Origin of the sequence: Lentibacillus salicampi, assembly GCF_004565465.1 — a bacterium.
In the GTDB taxonomy this organism is placed as follows: Bacteria; Bacillota; Bacilli; order Bacillales; family Amphibacillaceae; genus Lentibacillus; species Lentibacillus salicampi.
In genome coordinates, this window is the sequence record NZ_SRHY01000060.1 from 1 (window position 1) to 14606 (window position 14606).

The window sequence follows — 14606 nt, forward strand, 5'->3', positions numbered from 1 at the left end:
AGTTTCCATGAGAAGGCCTCTTTCGAAATGTATTTGCCCGTCAAAGCATACATTTATGATAGAGTGCCTTCTCTTTTTTGACTAGAAAATTGCCTCAGGTGGCCCCGAGAATTATTTTACACATATCATCTCACATAAATGTTGCCTATGAATCTCTTGTCGGAAAAGGTAGAATAAAAGCAATGGATAACCGGTTGTCCTTCTATCAAAAGGAGGAAAAAGTCATGAATGAAAAGACACGGGAAGAAATTGCTTTATTTCGCTATGGCTTGATTGCCCCGCTTTTTAACGGGCAGCGGGAGCCAAAGGAATATTTTCAGGAATTGGAGGGGAAAGTCTATCAGGTTCCTTACTACGGGGAACGAAAAATTGCAGCTAAGAAGATGCAGGAATGGCTTCTACATTATCGGAGAAACGGGTTTGAGGCATTAAAGCCCAAAAGACGGGCGGATCGCGGGAATTCCCGCAGGCTCTCGCCAGATGATAAAGATCAAATTCTCAAAACAAGAAAAGAAGAATTGCTTCACATGCCAGTCAGTGTGTTTTACGAACAACTGATTAACCGCGGAGAGATTCATCAACATGAGGTTTCCTATGCGACCATTAACCGATTACTGAAAAAGTACAATTTGGCTGGAAGGAATCATGTGAGCTTTCATCCGGAAAAAGAACGGAAGCGTTTTGCCTATGAGAAAGTCAATGTATTATGGCAAGCCGATCTGTCACACGGTCCGTATATACCAATTGAGGGGAAGATGAAAAAAACGTTCCTTATCGCCTATATTGACGATTGTTCAAGGATTGTTCCTTATGCGGAATTTTTCTCTTCCGAGAAATTTGATGGTCTCCAGGAGGTGACAAAAGAAGCACTTGTGCGACGTGGGAAGCCGACGATGGTTTACGCAGACAACGGCAAGATTTATAGATCAGAAACGCTGCAGTATGCTTGTGCGGAGTTGGGGATCACCTTGGTTCATACACAACCGTACGATCCTAAAAGCAAAGGCAAAATAGAACGTCTGTTCAAAACGATTCAAACACGGTTTTACCCGTTATTAAAAAGTGATCCGGTTCATTCTCTGGAAGAATTAAATAAAAGGTTTGGGCGGTGGCTTGAGGAGGATTACCACCGAAAGCCACACGCCTCACTTGATGGGAAAACACCACATCAAGTATTTCATTCACAGTTAGATCATATCACATTTTTAGAGGATCCTGCCACTTTGGAAACGATTTTTTTAAAGCGAGCAGAGAGAAAAGTAAAATCAGACGGAACCATTACTTTGGAAAAGCAATTATATGAAGTCCCCCCTGCATATATTGGGCAAAAGATTGAAATTCGGATGGATGATCAGGCTGTTCATGTGTTTGAGGATGGCAAGCAAGTGGCTGAGGCTATGCCGGTTTCTATGAAAGATAACGCCCACGTAAAACGAGGACAGTTACCATCCCCTTTCGCCATTACGGATACGACAGGTGAAGACGATAAGGAGGAAACGGATTATGTATAAATCGTTTTACTCCTTGGCAAAAGCACCATTTTCCAAGGACATGGAGCATGGCGATGCTTTTGAGTCCACCGTTTATCAAGAAGCATTAAACGGGCTTGCGTATTTACAAAAGTCCAAAGGGATCGGTTTAATTATAGGTGACCCTGGGGCCGGGAAAACATTTACGCTGCGGTCATTTAAGGAGTCGCTTAATCCGGCGTTATATCATGTGATCTATTTCCCTTTGTCTACAGGGGGTGTCATGGATTTTTACCGGGGACTGGCTTATGGTTTGGGGGAAGAACCAAAGTTTCGTAAAGTGGATCTGTTTCGCCAGATTCAGTCAGGCATTGAACAAATGGCCCAGGAACGTAAGGTTACCCCTGTTTTTATTCTGGATGAGATGCATATGGCAAAAGATGCATTTTTACAGGATTTAGCGATACTTTTTAACTTTCAAATGGATTCATCGAATCCCTTTATTCTCATATTGGCTGGTCTGCCACATTTGAAAACACGGTTGAATTTGAATCATCACCGGCCATTGGCTCAACGAATCATCATGAGGTATCAAATCCAGCCATTAGGTAAAGAGGATGTGTATGCGTATATAGAGCATCATTTAAAGCTGGCAGGAGCCAGAATGCCGATTTTCAGTCCTACTGCCATGGAAGCAATCGCTTTGCGATCACAAGGCTGGCCGCGTGTCATCAATACATTAACGATGAACTGCCTATTGTATGGGGCACAACAGAAAAAAGAACAAATTGATGAGGAAATTGTCCGTCTGGCAGCTGAGGAAGGTGGCCTATGAGAGTATGCGGTACATTAGAATACAGCAGCGATCAAGACGAGTGGGTCATTTGGTTTGAGTCAGTGGCGCATGAAACATTTGATGGGATGCATATAGAAATGTGGATCGTAGACCACTACCATGAAGTCTATCTTGAACGGGATGGTTATCTGGGAGAAGATGTTGTAACGTTAGAAGAGAGTATGGCTTTCGTATTGCAGATTAACGAAACATATAAAATTCGAATTTCCGATAAAATTTTATATGAGTACCCAGCAATGAGGCTCCTTCCCTCTATTTATTTCGATTTTCTTAAAATATCGCTGTTTTTCTCGCTTTTTTCTACTACATTTGATGAAGCCATCTGATAAAGTTGAAAGGTATACACCTATCAAGGAAAAATATGGAAGTATTCAGTTAGTCTTAATAAGCTTAGTATCCATATTTTAGAAAACTAAGAAAAGTGCAACGTATGATCGCACCTTTGGATCTCCACATTGTACATGGTGGTGGACCCTCCCATTTCTCTCGGCGTCGTGCGCGTAAATTCCTTAGTTCAACCTTACCATGTGTGGATGCCGGAAATGCTTTCTAAGTGGGTCTATGCCCTAACGGAGTGAATATCGACCGGCTAATCCGTGCTTCAATTGTAATAGAATCCCGATAAATAGACAGCGTATTTTCTTTTCGTATAACTTCCACATTCCTGTATATCATTCATTATTTGGTTTTGCTGGGGGGGCATAGCCTGTTTACAAGCCATCCCAATAGACATCATCACATCAATCATTAATCGGCATTAACACGTTTTATACCGGCAATCTGTTCATTTCTGCAACCTGTCTAATCAAGCTGCTTCCTGCAGAGATTTCAATTGGGGGATATCCCTCATCATGCGCTCGCCATCGAATGCACAATTGCGAGTACCAATGACATAAAAGATTTTGATGAGTTTCCGACCAAGTGCTACAAAAGATTCCTTGCCTGTCAGCGGGTTGTTTGCTCGATTTTTATAATAATGATGCAGCTGTTTGAATCCGTCGTTATTAGCTGATAAAGGGCGCGCAGCCAGGTATAGTATGGATCTTAAGCGGCGGCGGCCACGTTTCGTAATCGTTGTTTGACCCTTGAAAATTCCCGATTGGTTCATCTGAAGATTAAGTCCCGCTAATTTAATGATTTGGCGTGGATCTTTATAATTGGATAAATCCCCTACTTCAGCGAAAAATCCGGCAACGGTCAGGACGCCAACCCCTTTTATCGCAACCATTTGACTGGCTCCGGAAACCTGGAGAACAAGTTCTTCCAATCGTGCTTCATGGGCCTCGATACGTTTCTCGATAGCCAAATACTGATCGATTAAATAGCTGATTTCCTGGCGCGCCATGGCCAAGCCAACGGTGAGACCTACACTCGTTTCGGCCGCATGCTTAAGTTCCTGAACGCGTTTGATTCCAACCCCGCGTTTCGCCGCCTGTTTCACTTCCACCATTAATGCCTCTTCCGAACAGGATACGATATCTTCTGGCAGATAGCCTTTTTTCAAAAAGTGAATCGGTGTTTTCTTGGTCCAATCTTTAAAAACGGTTGTAAACTCCGGAAAATAACGATCCAGCGCATTCTGTACCTGTGCCTTTATAGATGATAAATCTTGCTGCATCATGTCATGAAGCTTCATGCCTTCAAGTAAAATTGGATCATGATAGCGTCCTGCCCGCACGACCTGTGCAATAACTTTCGCATCTTTTGTGTCATTTTTCGTTGGTGAGTCATCATCCAACTCTTTTGTTTGTTTGACTTTTGATGGATTAACAACGACAGCATGTAATTGCTGGGCCGTTAAATAGTAAGCCAGATTCAGCCAGTAATGCCCGGTTGGCTCCATCCCAAAAATAAGGTCGGGACGATTCGTTTCCTCCGAAAGGTTTTGCGTCCAATCCAGCAATTCTTTAAAACCTGCTAGGCCATTTTCAAACACCAACCGTTTAGCCAGATCGCGTCCACGATCATCAATGGCACGCGCGACATGTTTATGCTTTGCCACGTCGATTCCGATAATAAGTGTCTCGTCTGTGATTTGCTCTAAGCGATTATTTTGTGTAAAATCCATTGTAGGAGTCCTCCTTGGTACTTAAATTCGAGGTCATTGCAATGACACTCTCTATCGTACCAAGAGGGCTCTATTTTTGTACAATCGATTCTACGCCCATGTAACATCAAATTTCTTTATATACAGGAATGCTTTCTGAGGGAGTCTTTTTGTATAATTTTTTCGAAACAATGTGATCAATTATTTATAAATCTGAGATAATGTGAATAGACTGGCATATTATTTCAGATTTTTGGCTGGATTAGTCAGAAAAATGGTGGCTGGAATAAAGTACTGATTTACACCATCTGCTTTCTGAAAGCTTCAATCATCACTTGAAATAGCGCAGCATTAGAATACTTCCACCTTGACGCAATCGCGATCACTCCCCTGAATTAGCCTCCTGCCTTTCATCTGAACCATGCCCGCGCCGACTTTTAAGCCGTTTATAAATGATATCAATTCGATTAAACACCCACTGCAGCGCCAGGCCCTGGATGGCTATGCCAATGACAGAAACGACCGTGAGGGTCCAGACTGAAATAGACTGGTCAATCTCAAAAATCCGGTGGCCAAAGAAGAGCAGATAGCCCAATACAACGAATAACGCATTGGCATAAGTGTCAACAGAGCTTTCAACCGTGCGGATAAGAACGCCCTCTGCCAGCAAGAGCAGCAGGATAACGGCAAGGATTAGTGACTTCGACTGGAATGTCAGCTTTTCAACTAATGGCACAACGTAATATTTCGTAATGGTTTTAATCCGGAACAAATAGATGATCCGTACGATTCTGGCCATCTGGAAAAATTGATCGAGCGGGATGATAGCAATCAGAAGAAAAGGGTTTTGTTTGATAAACCCCCATTTGGATCGTGACACGATAAAACGTACGATAAAATCGGCAAAAAACACTGCCCAGACAATCCAGCTGATCGTCGAGTTATAGGTGTCATCCGTCCAGATTGTTATAATGGTAAGCATCACGAGTAATATCATAATACTTTCATAAATGATTTTCGCCACTTTTTGCATGGTTTGTCCCTCTTCCAGCCAGCTTACACTCTATTATAATCAAAAAACCGGGGAAATGTTAACCCCGGTAAAATTCCTAAAGTCCTTCAGTTTGGTGACCGCTTATTCAGCAAGCACATCCTGATACGCTGGTGTTTCTTCCATTTTTTGTTTAGCATACGGGCATGTCGGGTCGATTGTTTTCCCTTCATTACGTGCGTAGGAAACCATCTTTTCAACCAGCTTGCCACCGATGCCTTCACCACGCAATTCATCTGACACATACGTATGATCCACATTCAATTCATTGGTACCGGATTCCTTGTACGTGATTTCTGCTTTCGGATTCTGTTCATCGTCACCGATATAAAACTTGTGATCGCCTTTTTTGATATCTGCCAAACGATTCCCTCCTTAAATGTTCTAATGACATTTTTCCCTTTTCATAACAAAAATAATCGTTCCGTCCTATCCGAACAGTGGCGTCGTAACAATAATCGCAACTATAAATATAACCATTAAATAATTCACGGACACCATGAACATTTTATCCGCCCATTTCCGGGTATCACTGGAAAACAAACCGCTGAGCGCCAAAGCAAGATATCCAATATTGAGCAGAGTCGCAATGACCACAAATGCCGTGCCGAGTGAAAACAGGAAAAGCGGCAGCGGCAGAAGACACGCAATGTAAATGACCATCTGCCGCTTTGTCATTTCAATGCCATGGACGATCGGCAGCATGGCAACATCCGCCGTTTTGTAATCATCGTATTTCCTTATGGCAATCGCAAATGTATGCGGCATCTGCCAAATGAAAATAACCAGTGCCAGAACAATCGGCACAATATGTGATGCCGGTTCCAGCGCGGCCCAGCCAATCAGTGGTGTCACCGCACCGGAGACGCTACCGATTACTGTATTTAACGTATAGCGCCGCTTTGACCACATCGTGTACAGCACAACGTACGTGAACCAACCGATCAGCGCATAAATAACGGCCTCAAGTGTCGTGAATGCTAACATCCCCAAACCAAGGATGCTTGTCGCCATTCCAATCCAAAAAACTGTTCGGAGCTGCATATCACCTGTAACGGTCGGCCGTGATTTCGTCCGGTCCATCACCGTATCAATATCGACATCATACCAGTTGTTGAGGACAAGTGCACCGCCCATCACGAGCGTACTTCCGATAATCGTCAGCAAAAATAGATCAAAATTGGCTGCAAAAGATGCCTCTGTAAAATATATGGCAAGCCAAAATCCGGCAAAGACCGGAACCGCATTGGCAATCAGCACAGGGAATTTAAAAAGTAATTTCAAGTCTGCTGCCATTGATGTTTGATTTTCCTTTTCTGATGCATAATGATTTATATCTGATGAGGTGACAATTTGCCTGCTCATCCCATTCATCCTCTCAGTAAACATAAAGTGAAGCTTCAATCAGGGGGGCGTTTTTCCCCACTGATTGTTAACAGAATCGGGCATTTATGGACAGTTAACCGCCGTTCCTTGACAGGTGACTGTCCATTACATGCGAGATAACAAAAACATTCCTTCATATATTGTAATCGTTTGTCGACATTTTTTTAAGCAGAACGAACTGTTAATTTCAGGGTGAAAAAGAACAAGCTCATTGAAAGGCAAATGTGAGGCGGGAAAGATAACATCATCAACCAATAGAAATAATCCACACTTTGTCGGATTGGATGCTGATCAGGACAAACCCCGATAATGTATTCCATTTGCTCTGTCGTTAAATAAGATCAATGCATCCCGGAGCTCCGGATCGGTCGAACCAATATGATCAAGTATCCTGTCAATAAGGTCGTCCATATCAATACGCTCAACTGCTTGTCTATCATGAAGATCGAGTTTTTGCAGGTCATTTTTCAATGTCATAAACATACCACCCTTATTCCTTCGGCCGACGCAATTCAGGATCATTCTATCGGTACCTCAGCCCCGCTACACCGGATCCAGCGTTTTTTCATCATAGAATACATTCCGGCTGGCAAATTCTTTTGGCGCCGTGATGATCCGCTTAATACGTGCTATACTTTCATTTGGCACTGCGGGTGTATAAGGGGTGTCCAGCTTTAGTTTTTCCGAATATATCCAGTCCTGTAATTTTGCTTTTTTCCTTCTGTTACCAACATATTCGACGACTGCAGCAACCTTTGTCACTTTTTCCCGATCTGAATTGCTCAGATTGTCTATCTCCCGCTCATCAAAATCCAGATCGTCAAAATACTTCTCATAATCAGCAGAATACAAATCAATGAGCAGATTCGTCAGCGCAAAGTTAAAATCGTCCGCATGAATTATATTGTAAACTCTTTCCATGGCTTACCCAGATCCTTTCCAACATAGTTCAGGAACATTTTCTGTCTGTCACGCAAGAACTTCCTGCCGATATATTTGTCAAAAACGTCAAGTACCTGCTCAAGCGTTTCAAGCCCAAGAAAATCAATCAAAAATTCCGAATCAGCAAAGTCTCTGAAAGGTTCCGCTCTTGATGACAATATCTTCATCGCCAGCATCTGCTCTGCACTCGGTGCAAATACCTTAAGATGATGTGTATAGTTCTTCCAGCTCTTCATTTCTTACATACCTTAATGGCTCTCTAATATCCTGGTTAATCCAGTCATTACCCAACCCATACGTTTCAGCGATTTCAGTCAAAATTACTTCAATTTGCGGTGATGTTTCGAATATCTCATCAACATCTTTTATCGCCGGTCTCACGTCAAAGGAGATCATCATAACCGTTCCGCCATATATGTTAACGACATGTTCAACTTATTTTCCCCAAGTCGCTCATCCAATACTTCCAGAATCTCCAGAAATAGTTCCTTTGAGATTTTTTCTGCGGTCAATCGGAACATCCCCTTATCCAGTCCTTTGTATCTATTATAACAGTTACGGCGCCCCTTCACACGCTAAACAGTCATCAATCCGCTGCACTTCATATTTGAATCCGAAGTACTGATAATTCTGCCGCTGGTACATCTCCCGTGGCGTATCCTCCCCGTCAGCAACCAGGATAATCGTCTGACCTGGATACTTGTCCATGACAAATTGCTGCAAATGGCCGCCGATTCCTTTTCGCTGATGTGACTTCCGAACAGCCAGATCATCAATTTCCACAATTTCACCCGATAAAATCACGTTCATTGTGCCAGCTGGCTCCCCTTTATAATACGCGATCACCTTCATATATTGATCATCGACGAACTGCTTCTTGTTTAGCTTCACCTTTTCATTAGCAAACGTTTCTCCATTTTCTTTATCTGTTTCATACTGCAGATTAATAAAATCATTCAAATGACTGTCAGTCACTTCTGAAACCCGGATATCCGGGTTTTGCTGCTGTACCGGGAACTCCTTAGGCTGAATAGCATATAGCTCAGTGAAGCCGATATCATAGCTATGATCTTCAAAATACTCTTGCAGCACTGGGCCGGGTTTTTCATTTTCCGGAAATTCAAATTTCAAGTGTGTCTGGTTATACTGCAAATGCAGTTCTTTTAAAAGCTCCTCCGCCTGCTTGAAATCCCCCAGCGATGGCATTTGCTTGAATTCGATGAAATTGCTGTCATATCTGATCAGCATTTCCGGATAATGGTAATGTCTGTATTGATCGTTCTCTTCTATAACATACCCAATAGTCTCGATATCCTGGAATGTCGGTTTCTTCATACGTATTCTCCTCGTGTTGTTTGTCGTCTTTAAACCATTTTTATTATAACAGAAAACAGGACATTTCCTGATGAAATGCCCTGTTTTCGCATCATATTTTTAACAAAACGAGTCTTTTGATGTTGGAACGGATAATCCAAACTTAGGCCTGAGATATAGCGCTATGAATGTTCCAGCCAAGGCCATGATACCCCAGATATATCCATGCAGGCTGAATGATGCAATGCCGCCGAAGTATGCACCGATATTGCAGCCAAATGCCAGCCGTGCACCGTAGCCCATCAGCAGTCCGCCGATAACGGACGCCGTCGCATTTCTTCCAGTTATCGTTGTAAACTTAAAAAGACCTCCGACTGCGGATGCCAAAAATGCCCCGAGAATGACACCCAGGTTCAAGACAGTTGTGGAATCAGCAAAAATCGATGTTTCCAATGCGGCTGCATTTGCTCCTTGCCAGTACCCCCAGCTGGCCACGTCAACCCCGAAAAACTGTGCGACCTTGGATCCCCATAAAGCAAAAGCTGATGTAATGCCCCACGGTGTACCACGGATCATCAGCGTTAAAGCGTTTAGAATCGCTAATACAACAGCTGCCGCGAATAAGGGCCATGAACCACGAAAAATTCGTTTCCAACCTGATGCTGATGGTTTTGGCGCCATTTTCGGCGGCTGTTTCCTTTTCTCTACTGCCAGTGTAATCCAGGCAATCAGACCAAACAGGGCGATCGATAACGCCCAGGCTCCGCCATAGCCGAACCCTGTCGTTGTTGCGAGTGAGACAGGTTCAAATGCCGGCAAGTCTTCTGTCCAGAATGGCAAATGTTGGGCCCCCACCGTTGATCCGACAATAAAAAATAATAGCGTAATAAACATGACAGTGCGTCCGCCGCCGACTGCATAGAGTGTTCCAGATGCACATCCCCCGCCGAGCTGCATTCCAACGCCAAACAAAAAAGCACCAACTAACAGGCTGATGCCCACCGGTGATACATACCCGGAAACACCACCACCAAAAAATGAATATCCGAAGGCCAGAATCGGCGCAAAAAACGTGACGGCAACCGCCAGCATCAACAAATGTGACCTTAACGCCTGCCCGTTTCCGACCGATGCCAGTCTACGGAATGCGGATGTGAAACCGAAGCGGGCATGAAATAACGTATACCCAAGTAAAAGGCCAATGACGAGCAATAACGGCTGGACGCTATTTTGCGTTGCCATCAGGTAGATCATCAAGATCGCTCCGATGGTTAACCCGCCGATGATCAGTGGCATTTGCGGTTTATTCAAGTCAGTACTTTTGCGCTGTATTGGATCTTTCACTTCATCTATCGGTTGGACATTTGTCGCTGAACTCATACCAAAGCACTCTTTCCCTATCATCTTAGTCAGATTTATTCCATTATAATAACGGATGACTGGTTTTGTGTCAAAAAATTTTGTTGGGTGTTCAAACAATCCGTTAAGCAGCTGTAGACATAAGCTATCGAAACTGGAACAGAAAATGAAAGAGGGAATGAAAATGCGACAATCTAACCGATCGCGCCGTGGTCCTTGCATTTTTCCCGGCTACCGGTATTGCGGGCCCAACTGCAGCGGACCAGGTGCGCCAGTCAATGCTGTTGATGCTGCCTGCAAAGCGCATGATGAATGTCTGCAAAGAGGGGGATCGCCATGCTTTTGTGATCAGCAATTTCTTAACCGCCTGCGTCCATTGATCAACCCTTATACCAAGGAAGGAAGGCATGCGGGAACAATCCATCATGCCATGCGGATTGCAGCACGTTTCAGGTGTTGATCAATCGTCAGGGGATACCATCTCCTCCATCAAGCTTATTTAGTGGTACATGTTTTGTGGATTTTAAAAGTGGGAATCGGGATGTGAGCATCAGAAGCACCACTCATCCATGGAGGTTTCACAAATGCAAGATAATGTCGTTAGTTTCACAAAGAACACCGAACCATACAGCTGCTCAGATGATGAATTGATTGAGAAAGTCCAGGATTTAATTTCCCGGTTTCAAGATCCGGATTTGTCAAAGGAAACCAGAGAGGAAATATTTAATAAAATTATTCAATTGACGGATCGGTTGACATATTAAAATACTTTGAATCAATACGATAAAAACCTGTAATCTCTTTGAAAACTTTAGAAGTCAGGCATTTTTTAAGTTTCCTTTTGATTGCCAACATGCGGCACTTAAGTATGTTTCCCCGTCCTTAACTCACTGTACTGTATATGAATCCGATTTTCCGGTTTTTTATCAACGGTATATAATACTACCAGGAAAATCCATTCCAGGGGCTTAATCAAAAAATAAACAACATCAGCTGCCCACCTTGAGTTGATGTGTCGGCTGATAGGATACCCGTATTGATCGTAGAAGGCGCGGATAACGCGATGCGATTTTGGCATATATTGCTCCAGAATGTTTTCAAACGCATTGGCAACCAGCAGCTGCCGGTTCACTATAATTCTTGCATTCCTCCTGATACCGGACCTGACCGGCTTGACCAGCTTTCTATGCCCGCGGGCCGAAACGGTACATAAATAATGACCGTCCCCCGGCAGAATCTCCGGCTTTGGGGCAGGAATGACCGAGTAGTTAAAAGAGCTTGTCTCCAGAAACACGCGAATAAAACTGTCAGGCCGCTGACCGAAAAGCACCAGGATCAGCTGAATGATTATCAGGACCGGGAACAGACAGATTACCCATATTCGCGGCATTTTTTGATAATGCTGTGTCACAAGAAGGAAAAACATGAACAGCTTATTTCTGTACACGGGTTCAGTTTCCCGCTGGTATTGCAGAAATTCGTCCAATGAATCCTTCAGCCTGGCGATATATAACAGCGCTAACGATAGAAAACTGACCTGAAGCAGGAAAACGGAAATAGCCTGACCATCGTGAGACAAGCCTGTATGTGTGAGATAAGCTGCCGCAAACAGGATATTTAAGATGATAACGGTACTTACCCCGACATATATAAGCGGGGATAGCCCCCTCTCGTTCAGGCTGACAATCCAAAAGCTAATGACGCCTAGCGTTACGAGTGCAACGACCGTCAGTATATGTGCATTGGCAAGTGAGGCATAGCCATTGACCTTTTCCCCGGTGAGCTCAAAGATACGCAACGGTTCGCCGGCCTCCAAGCCACTTTTATTCAATTCAAGCCCCAGCAAACACAAGCAGTAGATAAAGATGGAATAATAGACATCCATTGTTTTGCGTTTAACCGAGCCGACCTTTGCATTCCGGACTTTCTTCTTGCCGATAAAACTCCGGATTATTCGGATGAAAGCATAGACGGGTATAGATAAAAATAAAAGTGCCATTATCAGGATAAGCAGCCAGTCCAACAGCCTTCCCCCTTTAATCAAGTATACCGCCTTCAATCGTTAAATCCTGCAAACAAGGGATTACAAACCCCAATCATTGCGCCACTGTCCAGGTACAACAAAACCTGCCTGTTTAAGTGCGACATAATATTGACCCTGATGGATGCCTTCATGCTGTATTGCCGCGCCTTGTAATTCCATTGAAATTAAATACTCATTGCCCATTTTAATTTGCTTCGGTTTAGAATGATTGAATTGATCCGCTAACTCTTTCATACTTCGTTCTAATTCGGAAACTAACTTTCTGCCTTCTGCCGGTAACTCACCCGGGAACTGCACCACCCCGGTTTTCAACCCATCCCGATACGCATCTCTTACACGGACGATATGTATAAAAAGTTTTCTCAATACGCCTAATTCCGGTACAAGCCGATTATCCCACTTGTCTTCCGGAATTTCCATTGCCAAAGCGTTCGTCATTTTTGCAGCATACATAAAACCACTTGAGTCCATACGCTCATTCCCCTTGCTTTACGTACATTCTGCTCATTCACCCTGATTATCCTGTACAAACCCCAATTCATTACCATCAATATCCAATATCGTAAACTTTCTGCTGCCATATGGTGTGGATAATAATTTTTCTGCGACGTCTACTTTGTCTTTAAGTTTTTCCCACAGTGCATCCACATCATCGACATAGAAGTTAAAGCGCCCGGGAGACGGATAATTGTCATGTTCCATTAATTCAAACATGGCTCCCCCTTCATGTTCAAAATGCACATAATTAGGATTTTCCGGGGGCCATGATGCTACTACTGTATATCCCAAAACATCTTCATACCACTTCACTGCCCCTTCTAAATCCTTTACATTTGCCCGTACATGCAAAAGCCTTGTTTTCATAATCTGCTTCCTCCTCCATGAATTTTCCCGCGCATTTCACGGATCCGAACCTATTAATCCAAATCAGCCAACTTCTCAGCATATCTTTTTTCATCAAAGGAAACCTGATTTTGCAGAAGATAAGCCATCTCTTCAAGCAGCACTGACGCAATCATTTCTTTTGCAGTGTCCTCTGAATACCCTGCTTTCTTTAACCTGTTAAATGTTTCTTTTGTGGACTTCGGATCATTCATCTCAATCTGGTTTTCCACCGTTTCGATCATTTGTGCTTTTAACATGTTCTTTTCCATTAGCATGTTGCCTCCTTTTTGCATGAATGTTTTACTTCTTGTATAACCAAAACAAACTCTTTCAATCCCCCACCAACCCGATTCCACCGTTTGAGATAACAATAGAATTAAAAAGCATTGGATCCAATAGCTTTTTTATTGAACCACTATTGAATGGAATAAATCGCTTGCTCGGCTCCAAACCTGTTTACCGTTCGTTCAAATTCCATGCCAACCCTTTCCAGGAGTCTGCAAGAAGCTTCATTTGCTGTCTGTGTTTCAGCAACTATTTTTGACAGATTCAATTCATTGAAAGCATAATGAATGATGGTATGAATGACTTCAGTGGCATACCCTCGTCCCCACCAGTTCGGCAAAAATTGATAAGAAATTTCGATGTTATCGCCTTCATGGTGCGGATCCATAGAAACCAAACCGACAAAATGATCTGTCTGCTTTTCTCTGACGACCCAGTACGAGGAATCATCACCTGTATCAAGCATTTCATCCAACATTATGACAATCGATTCCTTATCACGTATCCCGCCAAGGAATTTTCTTACTTCCTGATTTAAATATAATTCCTTCACATCAGCATAATCCGATTTTTGAAACGTATTAATGATGCAACGCTTTGTTTTAAACATAGATTCACCCACGGTCCAATAGATTTCTGGTAAGTAAAATTCACCGATTAAAATCTTTTTTATTCCATGTTAAAAATTGATGGTTCTTTCTCCAGCGCAAACTACCCATCCCTCAAGCATTTACTTGTTTACATTTTCATTCCTGGCTTCCTGTCTAATAACTTGCCATTCTTTTTGGACACTTTCACCTCTTGGTGTGTGCTATCAAAATAGGCTCCCGTATACTTGCTCCTCCCTCTATTTATTTCGACTTCCTTAAAATATCGCTGTTTTTCTCACCTTTTCTACCATATTTGATGAAGCCATCTGATAAAGCTGAAGGCTATACATCCGTAAAGGAAAAATATGGAAGTGTTTA

General features: G+C 43.0%; 19 protein-coding genes and 1 pseudogene. 5 read left to right on the plus strand and 15 right to left on the minus strand.

Translation table 11 applies throughout. From position 1 onward, the window contains the following. The first annotated feature begins 224 nt into the window (after positions 1 to 224). From E4U82_RS18365 to E4U82_RS18375, 3 genes are read left to right on the plus strand one after another with little or no spacing between them, the layout of a single operon-like run. Positions 225 to 1511, plus strand: a complete 1287-nt coding sequence (locus E4U82_RS18365) for a DDE-type integrase/transposase/recombinase (RefSeq protein ID WP_135111702.1) — start codon at positions 225 to 227, stop codon at positions 1509 to 1511. Next, on the plus strand, positions 1504 to 2304 hold the full coding sequence (locus tag E4U82_RS18370) for an ExeA family protein (protein WP_135111703.1): 801 nt from the start codon (positions 1504 to 1506) through the stop codon (positions 2302 to 2304). The genes E4U82_RS18365 and E4U82_RS18370 overlap by 8 nt, the downstream gene beginning before the upstream one ends. After that, positions 2301 to 2651 (plus strand): hypothetical protein, encoded by a 351-nt coding sequence (locus tag E4U82_RS18375; protein WP_135111704.1) that lies wholly within the window; start codon positions 2301 to 2303, stop codon positions 2649 to 2651. Before E4U82_RS18370 ends, E4U82_RS18375 begins: the two co-directional genes overlap by 4 nt. Before the next feature lie 479 nt (positions 2652 to 3130). Here E4U82_RS18375 and E4U82_RS18380 read toward each other — a convergent pair whose 3' ends face one another. The 10 genes from E4U82_RS18380 to E4U82_RS18420 all read right to left on the minus strand — a co-directional run bounded on the left by E4U82_RS18380 (position 3131) and on the right by E4U82_RS18420 (position 10445). Further along, the gene (locus E4U82_RS18380; RefSeq protein ID WP_135111705.1) at positions 3131 to 4393 is read right to left on the minus strand and encodes an IS110 family RNA-guided transposase; all 1263 of its coding nucleotides are present in this window, start codon (positions 4391 to 4393) and stop codon (positions 3131 to 3133) included. Positions 4394 to 4754: 361 nt separating this feature from the next. Further along, positions 4755 to 5405 carry a transporter gene (locus tag E4U82_RS18385; protein WP_135111706.1) on the minus strand — a complete coding sequence of 217 codons (651 nt, stop codon included), beginning with the start codon at positions 5403 to 5405 and terminating at the stop codon, positions 4755 to 4757. 102 nt (positions 5406 to 5507) lie between these two features. Further along, positions 5508 to 5786, minus strand: coding sequence for a GNAT family N-acetyltransferase (locus E4U82_RS18390; RefSeq protein WP_135111707.1), 279 nt, complete (start codon positions 5784 to 5786; stop codon positions 5508 to 5510). Positions 5787 to 5852: 66 nt separating this feature from the next. After that, on the minus strand, positions 5853 to 6788 hold the full coding sequence (gene cyoE, locus E4U82_RS18395) for a heme o synthase (protein ID WP_135111708.1): 936 nt from the start codon (positions 6786 to 6788) through the stop codon (positions 5853 to 5855). 312 nt (positions 6789 to 7100) lie between these two features. Continuing rightward, positions 7101 to 7286 carry a hypothetical protein gene (locus E4U82_RS18400; protein WP_135111709.1) on the minus strand — a complete coding sequence of 62 codons (186 nt, stop codon included), beginning with the start codon at positions 7284 to 7286 and terminating at the stop codon, positions 7101 to 7103. Positions 7287 to 7352: 66 nt separating this feature from the next. Continuing rightward, positions 7353 to 7730, minus strand: a complete 378-nt coding sequence (locus E4U82_RS18405) for a hypothetical protein (protein WP_135111710.1) — start codon at positions 7728 to 7730, stop codon at positions 7353 to 7355. Further along, positions 7709 to 7987: a hypothetical protein gene (locus E4U82_RS20195; RefSeq protein WP_209300606.1), complete on the minus strand. Its 279-nt coding sequence runs from the start codon at positions 7985 to 7987 to the stop codon at positions 7709 to 7711. Before E4U82_RS20195 ends, E4U82_RS18405 begins: the two co-directional genes overlap by 22 nt. Next, the gene (locus tag E4U82_RS20200) at positions 7953 to 8150 is read right to left on the minus strand and encodes a hypothetical protein (RefSeq protein WP_209300607.1); all 198 of its coding nucleotides are present in this window, start codon (positions 8148 to 8150) and stop codon (positions 7953 to 7955) included. Before E4U82_RS20200 ends, E4U82_RS20195 begins: the two co-directional genes overlap by 35 nt. Positions 8151 to 8306: 156 nt before the next feature. Next, entirely contained in the window at positions 8307 to 9086 is a 780-nt protein-coding gene (locus E4U82_RS18415) for a GNAT family N-acetyltransferase (protein ID WP_135111711.1), read from the minus strand. 99 nt (positions 9087 to 9185) lie between these two features. Continuing rightward, positions 9186 to 10445, minus strand: a complete 1260-nt coding sequence (locus tag E4U82_RS18420) for a YeeE/YedE family protein (RefSeq protein WP_135111712.1) — start codon at positions 10443 to 10445, stop codon at positions 9186 to 9188. Between the two features lie 163 nt (positions 10446 to 10608). Between E4U82_RS18420 and E4U82_RS20555 the strand changes: the two are divergent. Continuing rightward, positions 10609 to 10725, plus strand: a pseudogene (locus E4U82_RS20555) (phospholipase); the annotation flags it as partial. 283 nt (positions 10726 to 11008) lie between these two features. Further along, positions 11009 to 11188 (plus strand): hypothetical protein, encoded by a 180-nt coding sequence (locus E4U82_RS18430; protein WP_135111714.1) that lies wholly within the window; start codon positions 11009 to 11011, stop codon positions 11186 to 11188. Positions 11189 to 11286: 98 nt separating this feature from the next. Here E4U82_RS18430 and E4U82_RS18435 read toward each other — a convergent pair whose 3' ends face one another. The 5 genes from E4U82_RS18435 to E4U82_RS18455 all read right to left on the minus strand — a co-directional run bounded on the left by E4U82_RS18435 (position 11287) and on the right by E4U82_RS18455 (position 14248). Beyond that, positions 11287 to 12447 carry a DUF6688 domain-containing protein gene (locus E4U82_RS18435; RefSeq protein ID WP_245183651.1) on the minus strand — a complete coding sequence of 387 codons (1161 nt, stop codon included), beginning with the start codon at positions 12445 to 12447 and terminating at the stop codon, positions 11287 to 11289. Positions 12448 to 12507: 60 nt separating this feature from the next. Beyond that, positions 12508 to 12939 carry a DinB family protein gene (locus tag E4U82_RS18440; protein WP_135111715.1) on the minus strand — a complete coding sequence of 144 codons (432 nt, stop codon included), beginning with the start codon at positions 12937 to 12939 and terminating at the stop codon, positions 12508 to 12510. Between the two features lie 33 nt (positions 12940 to 12972). Then, a complete protein-coding gene (locus E4U82_RS18445) occupies positions 12973 to 13332 on the minus strand; it encodes a VOC family protein (RefSeq protein ID WP_135111716.1) in 360 nt (119 codons plus the stop codon). 53 nt (positions 13333 to 13385) lie between these two features. After that, positions 13386 to 13622, minus strand: a complete 237-nt coding sequence (locus E4U82_RS18450) for a hypothetical protein (protein WP_135111717.1) — start codon at positions 13620 to 13622, stop codon at positions 13386 to 13388. Between the two features lie 146 nt (positions 13623 to 13768). Further along, positions 13769 to 14248 carry a GNAT family N-acetyltransferase gene (locus E4U82_RS18455; protein WP_135111718.1) on the minus strand — a complete coding sequence of 160 codons (480 nt, stop codon included), beginning with the start codon at positions 14246 to 14248 and terminating at the stop codon, positions 13769 to 13771. Positions 14249 to 14606 lie beyond the last annotated feature (358 nt).

What these genes read in the sequence shown, in the direction of transcription:
- E4U82_RS18365 (WP_135111702.1), top strand. Translation starts at nt 225, where the DNA reads ATGAATGAAAAGACACGGGAAGAAATTGCTTTATTTCGCTATGGCTTG.
- E4U82_RS18370 (WP_135111703.1), top strand. Translation starts at nt 1,504, where the DNA reads ATGTATAAATCGTTTTACTCCTTGGCAAAAGCACCATTTTCCAAGGAC.
- E4U82_RS18375 (WP_135111704.1), top strand. Translation starts at nt 2,301, where the DNA reads ATGAGAGTATGCGGTACATTAGAATACAGCAGCGATCAAGACGAGTGG.
- E4U82_RS18380 (WP_135111705.1), bottom strand. Translation starts at nt 4,393, where the DNA reads ATGGATTTTACACAAAATAATCGCTTAGAGCAAATCACAGACGAGACA.
- E4U82_RS18385 (WP_135111706.1), bottom strand. Translation starts at nt 5,405, where the DNA reads ATGCAAAAAGTGGCGAAAATCATTTATGAAAGTATTATGATATTACTC.
- cyoE (WP_135111708.1), bottom strand. Translation starts at nt 6,788, where the DNA reads ATGAGCAGGCAAATTGTCACCTCATCAGATATAAATCATTATGCATCA.
- E4U82_RS18400 (WP_135111709.1), bottom strand. Translation starts at nt 7,286, where the DNA reads ATGACATTGAAAAATGACCTGCAAAAACTCGATCTTCATGATAGACAA.
- E4U82_RS18405 (WP_135111710.1), bottom strand. Translation starts at nt 7,730, where the DNA reads ATGGAAAGAGTTTACAATATAATTCATGCGGACGATTTTAACTTTGCG.
- E4U82_RS20195 (WP_209300606.1), bottom strand. Translation starts at nt 7,987, where the DNA reads ATGAAGAGCTGGAAGAACTATACACATCATCTTAAGGTATTTGCACCG.
- E4U82_RS20200 (WP_209300607.1), bottom strand. Translation starts at nt 8,150, where the DNA reads ATGATGATCTCCTTTGACGTGAGACCGGCGATAAAAGATGTTGATGAG.
- E4U82_RS18415 (WP_135111711.1), bottom strand. Translation starts at nt 9,086, where the DNA reads ATGAAGAAACCGACATTCCAGGATATCGAGACTATTGGGTATGTTATA.
- E4U82_RS18420 (WP_135111712.1), bottom strand. Translation starts at nt 10,445, where the DNA reads ATGAGTTCAGCGACAAATGTCCAACCGATAGATGAAGTGAAAGATCCA.
- E4U82_RS18430 (WP_135111714.1), top strand. Translation starts at nt 11,009, where the DNA reads ATGCAAGATAATGTCGTTAGTTTCACAAAGAACACCGAACCATACAGC.
- E4U82_RS18440 (WP_135111715.1), bottom strand. Translation starts at nt 12,939, where the DNA reads ATGGACTCAAGTGGTTTTATGTATGCTGCAAAAATGACGAACGCTTTG.
- E4U82_RS18445 (WP_135111716.1), bottom strand. Translation starts at nt 13,332, where the DNA reads ATGAAAACAAGGCTTTTGCATGTACGGGCAAATGTAAAGGATTTAGAA.
- E4U82_RS18450 (WP_135111717.1), bottom strand. Translation starts at nt 13,622, where the DNA reads ATGGAAAAGAACATGTTAAAAGCACAAATGATCGAAACGGTGGAAAAC.
- E4U82_RS18455 (WP_135111718.1), bottom strand. Translation starts at nt 14,248, where the DNA reads ATGTTTAAAACAAAGCGTTGCATCATTAATACGTTTCAAAAATCGGAT.